Source organism: Acidovorax temperans (assembly GCF_028596105.1).
GTDB lineage: Bacteria > Pseudomonadota > Gammaproteobacteria > Burkholderiales > Burkholderiaceae_C > Acidovorax > Acidovorax temperans.
The window spans coordinates 1,407,137-1,420,098 of record NZ_CP117193.1; the positions used below are offsets into that span (position 1 = coordinate 1,407,137).

General features: G+C 69.5%; 16 protein-coding genes. All 16 read right to left on the bottom strand.

Going from position 1 to position 12,962, the window contains the following annotated elements; translation table 11 throughout:
- Nucleotides 1-7: 7 nt before the first annotated feature.
- The 16 genes from trbC to PQV96_RS06700 all read right to left on the bottom strand — a co-directional run bounded on the left by trbC (nt 8) and on the right by PQV96_RS06700 (nt 12,825).
- Nucleotides 8-724 (bottom strand): type-F conjugative transfer system pilin assembly protein TrbC, encoded by a 717-nt coding sequence (gene trbC, locus PQV96_RS06625; protein ID WP_273624849.1) that lies wholly within the window; start codon nt 722-724, stop codon nt 8-10.
- Nucleotides 725-755: 31 nt separating this feature from the next.
- Nucleotides 756-1,775, bottom strand: coding sequence for a TraU family protein (locus PQV96_RS06630; protein WP_060987594.1), 1,020 nt, complete (start codon nt 1,773-1,775; stop codon nt 756-758).
- Entirely contained in the window at nt 1,772-2,401 is a 630-nt protein-coding gene (gene traW / locus PQV96_RS06635; RefSeq protein ID WP_060987595.1) for a type-F conjugative transfer system protein TraW, read from the bottom strand. Before traW ends, PQV96_RS06630 begins: the two co-directional genes overlap by 4 nt.
- Entirely contained in the window at nt 2,398-2,805 is a 408-nt protein-coding gene (locus tag PQV96_RS06640) for a hypothetical protein (protein ID WP_273624850.1), read from the bottom strand. The genes traW and PQV96_RS06640 overlap by 4 nt, the downstream gene beginning before the upstream one ends.
- Before the next feature lie 11 nt (nt 2,806-2,816).
- Nucleotides 2,817-3,404 carry a conjugative transfer signal peptidase TraF gene (gene traF, locus PQV96_RS06645; protein WP_273624851.1) on the bottom strand — a complete coding sequence of 196 codons (588 nt, stop codon included), beginning with the start codon at nt 3,402-3,404 and terminating at the stop codon, nt 2,817-2,819.
- Nucleotides 3,401-3,754 (bottom strand): hypothetical protein, encoded by a 354-nt coding sequence (locus PQV96_RS06650; RefSeq protein ID WP_060987598.1) that lies wholly within the window; start codon nt 3,752-3,754, stop codon nt 3,401-3,403. Before PQV96_RS06650 ends, traF begins: the two co-directional genes overlap by 4 nt.
- Entirely contained in the window at nt 3,751-6,333 is a 2,583-nt protein-coding gene (gene traC / locus PQV96_RS06655; RefSeq protein WP_273624852.1) for a type IV secretion system protein TraC, read from the bottom strand. Before traC ends, PQV96_RS06650 begins: the two co-directional genes overlap by 4 nt.
- Before the next feature lie 7 nt (nt 6,334-6,340).
- Nucleotides 6,341-6,991, bottom strand: a complete 651-nt coding sequence (locus PQV96_RS06660; protein ID WP_273624853.1) for a TraV family lipoprotein — start codon at nt 6,989-6,991, stop codon at nt 6,341-6,343.
- Nucleotides 6,988-7,833, bottom strand: coding sequence for a DsbC family protein (locus PQV96_RS06665; protein ID WP_060984853.1), 846 nt, complete (start codon nt 7,831-7,833; stop codon nt 6,988-6,990). The genes PQV96_RS06660 and PQV96_RS06665 overlap by 4 nt, the downstream gene beginning before the upstream one ends.
- Nucleotides 7,817-9,223: a TraB/VirB10 family protein gene (locus PQV96_RS06670; RefSeq protein WP_273624854.1), complete on the bottom strand. Its 1,407-nt coding sequence runs from the start codon at nt 9,221-9,223 to the stop codon at nt 7,817-7,819. Before PQV96_RS06670 ends, PQV96_RS06665 begins: the two co-directional genes overlap by 17 nt.
- A complete protein-coding gene (locus tag PQV96_RS06675; RefSeq protein WP_273624855.1) occupies nt 9,220-10,113 on the bottom strand; it encodes a type-F conjugative transfer system secretin TraK in 894 nt (297 codons plus the stop codon). Before PQV96_RS06675 ends, PQV96_RS06670 begins: the two co-directional genes overlap by 4 nt.
- 85 nt (nt 10,114-10,198) lie before the next feature.
- Nucleotides 10,199-10,765, bottom strand: coding sequence for a type IV conjugative transfer system protein TraE (gene traE / locus PQV96_RS06680; RefSeq protein ID WP_013722349.1), 567 nt, complete (start codon nt 10,763-10,765; stop codon nt 10,199-10,201).
- 14 nt (nt 10,766-10,779) lie between these two features.
- Nucleotides 10,780-11,079, bottom strand: a complete 300-nt coding sequence (traL, locus tag PQV96_RS06685; RefSeq protein WP_013722348.1) for a type IV conjugative transfer system protein TraL — start codon at nt 11,077-11,079, stop codon at nt 10,780-10,782.
- Between the two features lie 31 nt (nt 11,080-11,110).
- Nucleotides 11,111-11,473: a hypothetical protein gene (locus PQV96_RS06690; RefSeq protein WP_273624856.1), complete on the bottom strand. Its 363-nt coding sequence runs from the start codon at nt 11,471-11,473 to the stop codon at nt 11,111-11,113.
- A 114-nt stretch (nt 11,474-11,587) separates the two neighbouring features.
- Complete coding sequence (locus tag PQV96_RS06695) at nt 11,588-12,292, bottom strand: OmpA family protein (protein ID WP_273624857.1); 705 nt, start codon at nt 12,290-12,292, stop codon at nt 11,588-11,590.
- Complete coding sequence (locus PQV96_RS06700) at nt 12,289-12,825, bottom strand: lytic transglycosylase domain-containing protein (RefSeq protein WP_273624858.1); 537 nt, start codon at nt 12,823-12,825, stop codon at nt 12,289-12,291. The genes PQV96_RS06695 and PQV96_RS06700 overlap by 4 nt, the downstream gene beginning before the upstream one ends.
- Nucleotides 12,826-12,962 lie beyond the last annotated feature (137 nt).

Consider the following 12,962-nt stretch of genomic DNA (forward strand, 5'->3'; position numbering starts at 1 on the left):
CGGGCTCCTACTTCTTGAGCCGCTGCAGGAATCCCGCGGCGTCGCCCTGGAACGCCGGGGCGGCGCGCACCATGTGCTCCAGCGCGTAGTCCAGGCTCACGTCGCCGGCCGCGCGCACGAAGGCCTCGGGCGGCGCGCAGGTGCCGCCGGCGCAGGAGACCGGCCGCGTGCCGTCACGCACCAGCACGAAGCTGGGCACACGGGCGATCGAGAAGCGGTCGAAGGCCTGCGGGTCGATCTGCACCGCGACCTGGCGCGTGCCGATGAGCGGCTGTACCTGGGCCACGGTCTCGCGCAACGAACCCTTGGCAAGGCCGCGCAGGATGACCGAGGCGCGGGCGCGCGCGGCCTGGTCTATCAGGCGCTGCAGCGCGGGCTGCGGCATCGACAGGCTCACGAACACGAAAAGACCCGGCCCGCGCGCCAGCCCTTCGGCGGCCTGCATCGCGTCGGACTGCGAGGCATAGCCGCGCGCCAGCGCCTCGAGGTCGATCGGCGCGCGCGTTGCCGGCTGGGGCAGGGTGTCGATGGCCGGTGCCGACGGCACCGGTGCGGCCTTCAGTTCGGCGTTGCCCGGCATGCGGTGCCTGCGCCGTGCCTGCTCGATGTCCTGCTCGGTGACGGCGGGCTGCTCGCGGCGCACGCGCTCGAGGTCGGCCTCGGAGATGTCGGGTGCAGCGGGCCCGGCGGCCGGCGACGTCGTCGCGTGCAACGCCAGGGCCAAGGCCAGGGTGATCCGGTGCCGTAGGAGAAGGTCAGTAGCCCACACAGCAGTTCCTTTTCCTGAACAAGATGAAACTGAAGTCTTCGCCGCGCACCGGGTACTCCTTGCCGGCACCCCAGGTGACGGTCTGGCGGCCGAAGGGTTGGCAGCACTTGCCGGCTTCCTTCGACGTGGACGGGATCGGGTGGGTGAGCTGCGTCTTGTAGGCGGCCTTGTCCATGACGGGCAGGAAGTACGGCCCGCACAGGCCCGGTGTGCCGTGCCAGCCCCAGGCGATCAGCTCGCGGTGCATCTTGGCCGTCAGCCGCTGCGCCATCAGCGCCGCGGTGCGCACGCCGCCCAGGTGGTACGGAACATGGCCGTTCATGGGATACAGGCCGCCCTGGCAACCGGCGCACCAGAACATCTCGCGGATGCCGAAGCCCAGCGAAGCGGCCACGCAGTCGGCCGCGCAGGCCGCGATCGCCACGGGGTTGGCGAAGAGCACGGCATCGGGATTGATGATCAGCGTGAGTTCGTCATCGGCCCACAGCGGATCGACCTCGGTCAGGTAGGCCAAATCGAATGAACCCTTCTCCAGGCAGGGGAAGTCGGTGACGACCTCCAGGTAGTAGAGGACGGGGTTCACGTAGAAGTGGGCCTGGTAGAAGCTGCCGCCGTCGCCATCGCCCTCGGACCGCGTGAAGCGCGCGGCCTCGGGCGCCGGGATACCGGGGTTCAGGTCGATGCCGCCGAGCGAGGTCAGGCAGAAGGGCTTGCGCACGGCTTCGACGTGCCGTGCCGGCTCCCAGAAGCCGATCGACAAGCCGATGACGGGGTTGACGCCGCAGGTGCACAGCGGGCTGCCCGGGTTCTCGATGTCCTCCTGCGAGCCGAAGTCGCCGATGCGGGCGCTGCCGATGCTCAGAGGCAGGATGCAGCTCCAGCAAATGTCGGTGATGGGATTGGGGAACTTGCCGGTGCAGGTGGTCGCGCCCGCGGCGGCGCAACCCACCGCCAGAACGAGCCCGGCCAGCCACCGGAGCGCATGGACGAAGCAGGAAGTGCTCATCGGGTCACCTCCATCTCGTCGATGCGCAGCCGCTTGCCGTCCTGCGAGACCAGGGCGGGCACTTGCGTGATGCCCAGGCGTCGGGTGAGCAGCCCTTGCTGGTCGTAGTAGACGGGTATGCGCCAGGACTTCATCAGGTCCAGGTAGGAGCCCCCGGTCAGGATCGGCTTGAGCCTTCCCTGGTAGTGCGCCATCAGCTCGAGCGCGCGGCGCACCTGGCGGGTGTCGCGGGCGTCGAAGAACAGCAGATGGCGCGACAGCGAAACGATGTCCAGCGGATTGGCTTGCGTGCCTGCGGCGAATAGCAGCTCGCCTTGAGCGCCCAGGACGTTGCGGTCCAGCGCGTACGTGGGGTCGAAGTAGAAGGTGCGTGGTGCTACCGTGGTCCGCACGCCGGCGACCGGCATGGGATTCCTGACGGTGTCGGTGCCGCGGGCGCGCGCCTCCTGCTCGATGCGGGCCAGTTCGCCCGAACGCTCCTTGTCCCGCAGGCGTTCCTCGATCATGCGGAGGAGGTGCGGCTCAGCGATCTCGTAGGTCGGCCCCAGGGTGCCAAGGTCGGTGGCGTGCGCGGGCAGGCCGGCCCCGGCCAGCAGGGCGACGGAGAGGCAGGCGGCGCGCTTCATCGCGCAGCTCCCCGCGGGCACGGGATCTGTGCGATCCACCGGTCCCGCGCCGCCTTGTCCTGCTGGTGGGCGGCGCGGATCAGCCCCATCAGCGCCGGGTGGCCGTCACCCTCGGACAAGGCCTGCCGCAGCTCGGCCGTGGTCGGCGCGCGGCCGCAGCGCAGTTGCGCGGCGGCAAGGTAGGTGCGGGCTCCCTGCTCGGCGGCCGGGGCGATCTGCCGCAGCAGACCGAGGTAGTCGGCCAGCGGCATATCGTCGGCGGGCGCGGCCGTGGAGGGCGTGCCCAGCGGACCGAAGGCCGGGCTGGTCTGGCCCCGCGCGGGATTCGAGGCAGCCGCCAGGATGGCCAGCAGGAGGCCGAGGCCAGCGCGGGCGCGCGGGGCGATGCAGGATTTGCGGCGCATGGTCCGGCTCCTCAGAAGATCGGCTGGACGATGCCCACCACCTGCCCGTCGCGTACCAGGCCGCTCTCGGCATAGCGCGAGTCGAAGCTGTGGGGTCCGATGCCCTGGACGTAGTAGTGCCCCGGCGGGATCACCACCGGCGCGATGGGCGCAAGCGGGTGGCCGTCGTAGGCGTGGGTCTTGGCCCGGCCGACGGCCTCGCCATTGACGAAGACCGTGCGGTCCGAGACCGTGACCACGTCGCCCGGCACGCCGCGCACCCGCTTGAAAAAGGGCTGTCCGCGCAGCCCGCGGTAGTGCGCCTGGGCTTCCCCGGCAAAGGCGAAGACGATCAGGTCGCCGCGCTGCACGGGCCGTTGTTGGAACTGCATCAGTGCCACGTGGTATGGCAGGCTCGGCGTCCAGTTGACGAGCAGCGGCACGCGCGGCGTCGGGTCGACGAACAGGCGCACGTAGGCGAAGCCCCAGATCGCGAACACCGGCAGGTACAGGTACCAGCGCCGCCGCATGTGGCGCAGGAACTCCGCGAAGGACCGGGCGTGGAGGCGCCACCAGCCAGACCGCCGGATGGCCGCATCGGTGGAGACAGGTTCGGTCATGGCTGGTCCACCTTTCTGCGCAACACCGGAGTCAGGTCGCGGCTGTTCGGCGCGCCGGCGATCGCGCTCTTGATCACCACCAGGCAGCCGCACTCCTGCGGCAGCTCCTCCAGCGCGGCGGGCAGGCGCTGCGAGAAACGGCGCGCGAGCGCGAGCGCCCGTTCGCGCTCGGCGTCGCTGCCGGTGTTCGTGAGCAGTTGCGTGAACTCCGCTTCCTTGGCGCGGTAGACCTCCGACAGGTCCACTACGCCGACGACGAGGGCAGGCCGCAGCACCCAGCGGTCGTAGGCCGCGATGCCGGCAGCGGCCAGGAGCACGGCGACGAGCGCATGCAGCAGGAGCGCCTTCATATCGCATGCCCCCGCTGCCGCAGCAGCTCGGTGATGGCCTCGTCGATCGACAGGCCCTGGGCGCGCAGTTCGTCAATCGGGGCGTTGTCCTCCAGCTTGTTGGAGAACAGCAAATGGGTTGCCGGGTCGAGGATGTTGCGGGCCACGCCCTCGCCGACGGGCGAGGAAATGTAGAGTTCGGAGAAGGCACCGGCCTCGGTGCGCAAGGAGTTCAGCAAGCGCTTCTTGGGTTCGTCCATCGAGAGCCGCCCTTTGCGGTCGAGCATCTCGATGGATTCGGGCTTCTGCCGCAGCAGGAACACCCAGTCCGAACAATTGAACGCCGCTTCCATCTGGGCGCTGCCGTAGTAGTCGTCCGCGCTTTGTGTCGCCGTGCCGAGCGCACCGCCATACTTGCGCGCACGGCGAGCTGCCTCCTCCACCACGGCCGCCTTGACGGGATCGTCTGCGCCGATGTCCCCCAACTGCTGTTTCAGCTCGTCGATGAAAAGCACCTTGCGCCGGTTGCGCGTGAGGTACATCTCCCCGGTGATCTGGTGCAACAGAAGGATGTTGACCACCGCGTGCAGGTCGGGCCGGCGCTTGAGTTCCTCATTCTCGACGACTATGAAATCGTTGCTGAAATCGATGTTGGACCGGCCCTCGAAGAAGCGCTCGTACTGCCCGCCCTTGGCGTAGGGATTGAGCATGATCGCCAGATCCCGGATGCGTTGGTCACCGTTGACGCCCAGTTCCTCGATGGTCCCGGTCTTGAAGGCGTCGCGCACGCCGGTGATCGTGAGGTCCGGGCCATGTTCGCGCCACAGCTTGAGCACCATGGCGGAGATGGCCTTGTACTGCACCTCCTCGAGCGTGTGCTGCATCGAGCACATCTTGGCGATGCCCGGCACGAGCATGTCGATGTCCTCGTTGATGTCGTGCACGATCGTGAACGGGTTCAGGCAGATCTTGGAATCCGCACGGAATTCGATGTAGGTGCCCTGCGCCTTCCTGCAGAGCTTCTCGAAGCTGCGGCCCAGGTCCAGCATCCAGACCTTCGCGCCGATCGCGCGGTAGGACCAGGCCAGCTCGTTCATCAGCACCGACTTGCCGCTGCCGGGGGCGCCGATGATGGCGAAGTTGTAGTTCCCGAGATCGTTGTCGTAGAGGTCGAGCGTCATGACCTGGCCGCGGCGGCCGCCGAAGACCAGCGCCGGTGTGCGCGTGCCGCGCCATTCCGCGATGAGCGGCGCCATGTGGATCGCGTTCGACATGGTCTTGCGCGTGACGCGGCGCATCTTGCCGAGGTCCTTGTGCATCCTCGGCGTCAGCGTCATGGGCAGGCTCGCGAGCAAGGCCTGCCTGTGCATGTAGGCGTCGGAATTGAGTTGAAACCCCCGCGCGCGCCAGATCGCGTTGGCGGCCTCGTGCGCCGAGGCGGACTTGTCCGGGTGGGTGAAGATCGCGAGCTGGTGGTACAGGCTCACGAGGCTGCCGCCGGTGTCGATGGCGTTGGCCGCGGCGGACCAGTCGTCAAGCTTCTTCCTCACGTCCGGCATCACGTCGGCCATCTTCGACTTGGCGTTCTGCGTCGCGCGCACGTGGTTCGCGGTGACGATGGACTTGGTGGCGTTGGGGTCCAGGATGTGCACGCCCAGCGTGATGAGGAAGGGCGCGCTGTACTGCAGCGCCGGCTGCATGAGGTCGCCGATAAGCGAGCCCATCTGCCATAACGCGAATTTCTCCGGGAAGCTCTTGATCGAATAGAAGCGCGCTTCCAGCACCTCGGCGCTGGTCTCCTTCCAGAGCGTGAGGCCGGAGGGGTGCGGATCCTGGATGGTGTCGAAGTCCACGATCTGGTCGCGGATCTCGCGGCCGTCGTCGTAGTGCAGCCAGCGGTCATCGTCGAAGTTCAGGTCCTCGGCGTCGGAGTGCGCAATGCGGTCGGGGTTGGTGAAGAGCGCACACCAGTTGATCAGGTCGGCCGCATCGCACACGCGGTTGGGCAGCATGGCCGCGCGCAGCGTGGCGGCCATCGAGTCGCGCAGCGTCAGCAGCGCCTCGCGGCTGTTCAGATCCGCCGCATCGCCGGGGAAGGACACGCTCAGCATCAGCCGGAAGTCCCGCAAGGTGTAGTGGAAGCCCGCGGTGAGCGAGGTCTGCGTGCCGCGCAGCAGGTGCTGCACGCGCTGGCGCGCGAGCTTGCGGAACAGGTTCTCGTTGGGCACAGGCCGCCCAAAGGGGCGGGCCTTCTCGGCCTGGTCCTCGTCCTCCACGCGCAGGTTGGTGTACTGGCGCAGTTGGTGGCGGATGTGCGGCGAGGCGAACAGGTGGAACTGCAGGCCGGTGTCCGGCGGGCAGTTGGCGTAGAGCGAAACCAGCACCTCAGCCATGCGCTCGTCGGCGCCCGACTGCGGCATCACTTCCAGAAGAAAGCCCATGCCGTCGCGGTTCACGAAGAGCTTCTCTTCGGCGAGGTAGGCCGAGTAGGGCAGCCAGCCGGCGAACTGTTCGGCCGGCGTGTCTGCTGGCAGCGCGAAGGGGAAGAGCAGTGCCGCGCGGAACTCGCCGGACGACGCTTCGGTGGAGGGTATGCGCATGGTGGCCTCACTGCGAACGGGCGCCCAGGCCCGCCGGAGGCCGGCTGAGCGAAGGGAAGGGGTTGAGGGACGTGGGCCGCTGCACCGCGCCCTCGGAGGGGGCGGGCGCGTCGGTCTCGGTGGGCGCCGGGCCGGACGAGGACGGGGCGGGGGAGGGGTTCGCGGGCGGTGGGCGCAGCGGCGCGTACTGGTTGCGGATGTGCTGGCGGACGTGGTCGATCTGCCAGCGCCCGGTCTCCACCTGGACGTAGACGTAGCCCTGGTCCCACAGGTCGCCGTCGGCGTCCTCCCAGGGCTTGGTCCACAGCCGCAGGACACGGGCCTGGGAGCGCAGCGCCAGGGCGGGCGCGTCGCCGGTGACGGCCAGCGCGTTCGCGGCTGTGTGAGCCGCGAGCGGCTGGCGGGCCGGAGCCGGTGCGACGGGCACCGCGCTCCTCGACGGCGCCGCTGCATCGCCCGCGGCGGTGCCCGACGTCCGCTGGCTGGGCAGGTTCTCGTGCAGCGCGTTGGCGTAGGTGCCCGACACCGAGTCGCAGGCCACGCCCTCGGGCGCCGTGCAGGCGTATTTGGACCCGCCGCTGAGCCCGGACATGTTGACGCAGGCGGCCAGCGGCAAGAGCAGGGCCATGGCGCACAGGCGAAGCGTTGTCGTGCTCATGGCCGTTTCCCCGTGCTGGCCGGCTTGGATGCGGACTTGGCGGCTTCGGCGAGCCGGGCTTCCAGCACCTGGCGGCCGACGTAGCCGTCGGTGCGCGTGCCGTCGGCCCAGATCAGCGTGGGTGTGCCCTGCACCCCGAGCCTGCGTGCCAGTTCGAGGTTGCGCGCGATCGGGTGCTCGCAGCTTGCAGTCGGCTGCTGCAGACTCGCGTCCGCTTGCAACATCCATTGCCGCCAGGCGCGCTCGCGGTCGGCGGAGCACCAGATCGCGACTGGCCGGGTCTCGCCCTGGAAGGGCACGAGGAAGGTGTAGACAGTGACGTTGTCGATGCCGGCGAGCTCGGGCTCCAGTTGCTTGCAGTAGATGCAGTTCGGATCGCTGAAGACCGCGACCTTGCGCTGACCATTGCCGCGCACGGTCTTGATCGCGTCGGCCAGGGGCAACTGGTCGATCGAGACGGGCGCCGCCGACGTCGACTCCGACTGGAGCTGCCCGCCTTGGGCAGTGCCGCGCTGCGCGATCCTGGGTCCCGTGATGTCGCGCATGTTGGCCGTATCGAAGAGGCGGCCGAAGACGAAGAAGCGCGGGTTGGCGGCCGAGACGTAGGCCACGTTGCCATTCATCCAGACCTCATAGAGGCCCTCGACCTCGGTGCGTGCCACCTCGGTGAACTGGGTGCCGGGATGGGCCTTGCGCAGCGCGCCGAGCAGGCGGGTTTCGTCGGGCGTCGTGGCTTGGCCGGGGGTGGCGGCGGCCAGCAGCACCGCGCACAGCGCCGCAGGGAGAAGCCTTGCGGCGAAACGAGGGCGCCGCGCGCGCACGGGGTCAGTAGTTGCCATCATCGGTGGCCTCCAGGTAGCGGGTTTCGGGGGAAGGGGAGCGGCGGGTGGCCTGCCCGGCCATGGCGGTCATCGGCACGTCGATGCGCACGCCCTTGGTGATCACCACGTCGATCTGCCGGCCGGCGTCGACCTCGATGACCGGAAAGGTGTTCTCGGCCAGCTTGATGTAGTACTGGGCCAGGCGGTCCAGGGCCTTGCCCACGCCTTGCCCGAGGCCCGCCCGGTAGGCGTCGGCATTGCCGTCCGCGCTCGCGATGGTCCCGAGGGCCGAGGTGCTGTAGGTGGTGTTGGCGGTAGACAGACCCTGCCCGATACCGCTGACCACCCCGGCCAGGAGCGCATTCGCCAGCATCTGCCCCTGTTTGGTCACCAGCCTGCCGCGCATCCCGACTTTGCCGTCCTCGCCGTAGACGCTGCCCTGGATGCGCACTTCGAGCGTCGCGCCGTCGGCGCGCACGCACGACAGATTCTCGGTGCGCAGGTAGGCGCGCTCGGAGCTGATATCGCCGTAGCCGGCCGCGATGACGAAGCACTCGCGGTACTCGCCGCGGAACTGGTTGGGCAGGACGCTGTTGTCGGAGAGCCGGATCAGCACCGGGTGCGGATTCGATTGCGACTGACCGCCAGTGGGGGCGTCCAGGCCGCCGAGCAGGATGCCGCGCGTGAAGCTGACGGGCAGGAAGGTCGAGACCGTCTTGGGCGTGGTGGCCGACGCAGGTGGGCCGTCCCGCGCGGCTGTGCCATCGCCACCGGCGGGTGGACGCGCGCGCTCTGCCAGTGTTACCCGGGAGATCACGGGCGTCGGCGGTGCTGGCGGTGCGGGCGGCTGCAGGTTGGGCGGTCCGGCCGGTATCGCGCCCAAGCCGCTGGCGGTGGACGGCGGCGCTGGCGGCAGGCTGGCTGCGGGCGGCATGGCCGTGGGGCTCGGGTCCGGAGCTGTGGGCGTCGGTGGCGGCGGTGCGGCGGGCTTCGGCGCGGCTGCCTGCTGGCTCGCGGTCAGGCGCTGCTCCAGTTCGGCGAAACGCTGCATCGTTCTCCCCTCGAAGGCCTGCCGCTCCTTGTTGAGCCGGCTTTGTTCCTCGCGCTCGGTTTCGTACTGGGCCAGCTTCCGGCCCGCGGTACCGACCCACTGGTCCACCGGATTCACCTGGCCGCCGGGCGGCAGGACGCCGATGTTGGTGACGTCGCCGGGCTGCGTTGGGGCGGCCCGCCCGTGCGGCTGGTGGTTCGTGCCGGAGAAGCTGAAGATCAGCCACAGCAGGCCGATGCCGCCGCCCAGGATGGCGGCCAGCAGGGCGTACTGCCGCTGGCGCGGCGAGAGGCGATCCAGCAGCCCGCGCACGGCATAACCGGGCGGGCGCCCGCCCGGTGGCATGGAGGGCGTGCTCATCGCGTGCCTCCCCGCCGGATCACGTAGATGCTGGTGGTCTCGCCCGGCCGCAGGTTGTGGTGCTCGATCGCGATACCGGCGACCTCGCCGCCGGCACGGCTGTCCGGACGGTCGAACTCCTGCTCGGCGAGCACCATCGGGGCCGTGCCGACGTTCTGCAGCGTGTACTTTTCGCCGGTGAGCCCGCGGCCCTCGTACAGGCGCAGCAGCGTGAAGCGCGCCTCGGCCCAAAGCTGGATGGAACGCGATGTTTCTTCGACCCGGACATCCTGCGGCACGCGGTCCGAGGCCATCGCCACCAGCAGCGCCTTCATCGTGCGCACATGGTTGGGCGCGGGGCCGGACGGTGCTGCCTCGGGCGCGGCTGAGCGCAGTGCTCGCGGCGTCTTGTCGCGGATGACGATGGTGTCGGCCGGCGTGTCGGAGCGCCGCAGCAGCAGCGTGTAGGTGGCGCTGGCCGAAGACACGAAAAGGTTGATCGGCCGCGTCGCATCGCCGACCGGGCGGATGTAGACCTCGCCCTTGTCGCGGTCGCACTCGACGATGACGTCGCCGGCCGGGTTGACCGCGGAGGACGTCAGGGCGGCCGCCGTGACCAGGCCGGGCGTGGCGGAGGGCACCCCGGGGGATGCCGCAGCGGCCGGCAAGGGCGAGCCGCCGCAATGGCTCGAATGGATGTTGCCGAACACGTCCGTGATCGGCATGCCCTCGATGCGGATGCGGGTGGGCTCTTTCAGGGAAGCGATGGCCTCGACGGCCACGCCGTCACTGGCCTCCACGACCTGCAGCGCATGCGCCTGCAGGCCGAAGGACAGGGCCGTGACGGCGAGGATGCGGCGTGCCGCCGGGGACAGGCTATCCCAGCGCTGGCGCGACGGTGCGCTGTGCAAGGGAGGCAGTTTCGCGAGCCTGGTCGGGGCGGGCCGGAGTCCGGTGGGCGCGGGGCCGACCAGGCGTGGCGGCGTGCATGCGATGTCACTTGACCGCATAGGGCACCTCCTTGAATCCGATGACGTGCATGCGGGCTCCGGCGTGGCCGAAGTCGATGCGGTAGGCTTTGAGGTCGTTCGCGGTCTCGTAGCCGTTGACGAGGGTGCGCAGGCGTCCCCGCACGACCAGGGACTGCGTGTCCTCGCTGGACACGAGCTGCTGCGGCGCGAAGGCCGTGGTGGCGTTGATGCGCTTGAGGCGCTCGGCCTCTACTTCCTGGCGCGTCTTGAGCGCGCCGTACTGGGCCGGATCGACGTAGCCGAGCAGGATGTCCTTCTTCCAGTCGATCGTGCTGGGAGTGACATCCAGGATCAGCCAGGCAACGAAGCTGCCCATCTGCTCCAGGTACTCGCTCGATGCCTTGTCGCCGCTGACCCAGAAGGTCTTGTTGAGCGATGGCGGCACGATCACCGTGCGCACCGTGCCCAACAGGTTGAGGATGACGATGAGCGCGAGCACCACGCCCGTGGCCAGCGCCCCGACGGCCAGGGCAAGGCCGCGGTTGCGCCGGCGCAGGTCCTTGAGGTCGCCGCTGAGTCGGTCGAAGTCCATGGCGGTACTCCGGCTCAGCCCACCATGCGGCGGATGTGCGACGGCGGCGTCGCGCGCATCGACGTCGCGGGGTTCGTCGGCAAATGCCAGTAGAGCCAGTGCAGCGCGAAGGCGGGGTGCTTGTCCGCCTTCAGGCGCGAGATCCAGCGCGAGACGGCGATGCCTGCGGCCATGCAGGCTGCGAATGCCGCCTTGCTCGAGGACAGGTAGCCGATGAAGAACGCCAGGACGATGGGCGCGGCGACGTCGACGTCCCAGAAGCCGATCTTCCATTGATCGTCCAGACGCCGCGGGATGTAGGTGTCCGCTTGCATGTGGGCCTCCGGGATTTCGACGCGCCGGGGCTCAGACGACCGCGCCCATGATCGCGCCGGCGATCACCAAGCCCACCGCCGCAAAAATGGCCAGGCCGACATAAAAAAGCACGGGCCCGAAATTGCGCAGCGCGGACAGCGAGATGAGCGCGACGACGAAGCCGACGAAGCCGACGAGTGCCTTGATGCCCGGACCGAGTTCGGCGATCTGCGTCAGTGCGCTGGTCAATGGGCCCGTGATGCCCGTGAACGCCACGAGGTCCAGCGCGTGGCTCGGGAACGCGAGGGCCAGGCCAACGAGGGCGATGACCATCAGGCAGAGGAAGCCGGCGAGCTTGCGCGCGGGCGAGCGCAGCGCGGCCGGGGTGGGAGTGGACAGGATGGCAGTGCTCATGGAATTGCTCCAGCAAAAAGGACGAGACGACTGGTGGAATCGGGTGTCGGTACGGGTTGGCGCGTGGGCGGGGTGGCGGACCGGGGTCCAGTGCTTGTGAAGGCTGTTGGCCGCTCAGGGCGGGTCGTCGCCGTCGATGTGGTAGCGGATCTCGACGCGGCGGTTGTTCGCCCGGCCGGCCGGGCTGTCGTTGGATTCGGCGTAACAGCACGTGCCTTGCGCGTCGACGCTCACGCGCGCCGCGATGGCGGGCGACAGAGCCAGAAGTTGGCGCAGTACCGCCTGAGCGCGGGCCTTGGCGAGGCCGTCGTTCGTGGCCGCAGGGCCGGTGCTGTCGGTACGGCCGCTGAGCGTGATCTCGCTCGCCTGGGCCAGCCGCGGCGCTACCTCGCGCAGCGCCGCGCGGGCGCTCGGTCCCAGCTGCGCGCTTGCGAACGGGAAGTGCACGGCGACCTGCTCGAAGGCCGGCGGCGCTGGTGCCTTGGCGGGGACCGAAGCGATGGGCGGCGGAGCACTCTCTTCGAGCTCGACGTCGGCATTTCTCGGCAAGGCGGGCGTTGCCGGCGCGGCCGGGGCTGTGGATTGCACAGCGACCGGTGCCAGGGTCTTGGGCGTGCGCTGCGGGCAGGCGTCGCCGCGGCACAGTGCGAATGCCGCTTCGTCGCCATATCCCCCCTGCGCCAGCTGCGCCTGTGCGATGGGCGTTGCCGGTGCGGGCGGAGCGACCGGCGCGGGCGGTGTCGCCGCGCACGCCGCGATGGCCAGGCATGACGCGGCCGCGCTCGGGCGACACGCTGGCATGTGCGTCCTGCGCGTCATGGCGCGACCCTCACGTGCAGGTCGCGGCGCTGCGACGGAACCGTGGTGGCGGTTGGCTGGGCGGGCAGCGGCGTGCGGTTCTGACGCACCGTCCGCAGGTGCCGGTACACCTTCCAGGCGTAGGTGGCGCGCGCCTTGGTGCAGGCCTCGCCCTTGAGCTGGCTGCAAGCGGCGTTGTAGGCACCCACGGCATTCCAGGTGACGCCGTGGCGGGCGAAGCTGTCGGCCATGAGCCAGGCGCCGACCTGCAGGTTGATGCAGGGGTCGTAGAGATCGGCCTCGCGGATGCCGAAGCCGGCGAGCTTGGGCAGGTGCCGGCTGTTGATCTGCATCAGGCCTATGTCGTAGCTGCCGGTGCGCTGCGCATGGCCGCGGTTCACCGCCTTCGGGTTCAGGTTCGACTCGGTGCGGGCAACGGCATAGAGCAACTCCGGCGCCACGCCGTAGCGCTGGGCCGCGGTGTCCCAGCATGGCGTCGCCAGCACCGGCATGGAACACGAGATCGCCCACACGAAAACGATAACCAGGCGCATCGAAGCCTCCGGGGTGTGTTCAAGACCAACCCGCCATTGCATGAGCGCAGGGCGGGCGCGGGGTGGGGACCGGCAGTGCCGGTCAGGGTCTTGTGCGGGTGGGGCGGGGAAGGCGGCTGGCGGGAGCCGTGGCCCGG

Excerpts from the sequence above, each read along its gene's own strand:
- traF (WP_273624851.1), bottom strand. The coding sequence starts at position 3,404 with ATGACCGAACCTGTCTCCACCGATGCGGCCATCCGGCGGTCTGGCTGG.
- PQV96_RS06690 (WP_273624856.1), bottom strand. The coding sequence starts at position 11,473 with ATGAGCACTGCCATCCTGTCCACTCCCACCCCGGCCGCGCTGCGCTCG.
- PQV96_RS06695 (WP_273624857.1), bottom strand. The coding sequence starts at position 12,292 with ATGACGCGCAGGACGCACATGCCAGCGTGTCGCCCGAGCGCGGCCGCG.
- PQV96_RS06630 (WP_060987594.1), bottom strand. The coding sequence starts at position 1,775 with ATGAGCACTTCCTGCTTCGTCCATGCGCTCCGGTGGCTGGCCGGGCTC.
- PQV96_RS06665 (WP_060984853.1), bottom strand. The coding sequence starts at position 7,833 with ATGATGGCAACTACTGACCCCGTGCGCGCGCGGCGCCCTCGTTTCGCC.
- PQV96_RS06650 (WP_060987598.1), bottom strand. The coding sequence starts at position 3,754 with ATGAAGGCGCTCCTGCTGCATGCGCTCGTCGCCGTGCTCCTGGCCGCT.
- PQV96_RS06700 (WP_273624858.1), bottom strand. The coding sequence starts at position 12,825 with ATGCGCCTGGTTATCGTTTTCGTGTGGGCGATCTCGTGTTCCATGCCG.
- PQV96_RS06640 (WP_273624850.1), bottom strand. The coding sequence starts at position 2,805 with ATGCGCCGCAAATCCTGCATCGCCCCGCGCGCCCGCGCTGGCCTCGGC.
- traC (WP_273624852.1), bottom strand. The coding sequence starts at position 6,333 with ATGCGCATACCCTCCACCGAAGCGTCGTCCGGCGAGTTCCGCGCGGCA.
- traE (WP_013722349.1), bottom strand. The coding sequence starts at position 10,765 with ATGGACTTCGACCGACTCAGCGGCGACCTCAAGGACCTGCGCCGGCGC.
- traL (WP_013722348.1), bottom strand. The coding sequence starts at position 11,079 with ATGCAAGCGGACACCTACATCCCGCGGCGTCTGGACGATCAATGGAAG.
- traW (WP_060987595.1), bottom strand. The coding sequence starts at position 2,401 with ATGAAGCGCGCCGCCTGCCTCTCCGTCGCCCTGCTGGCCGGGGCCGGC.
- PQV96_RS06670 (WP_273624854.1), bottom strand. The coding sequence starts at position 9,223 with ATGAGCACGCCCTCCATGCCACCGGGCGGGCGCCCGCCCGGTTATGCC.
- PQV96_RS06660 (WP_273624853.1), bottom strand. The coding sequence starts at position 6,991 with ATGAGCACGACAACGCTTCGCCTGTGCGCCATGGCCCTGCTCTTGCCG.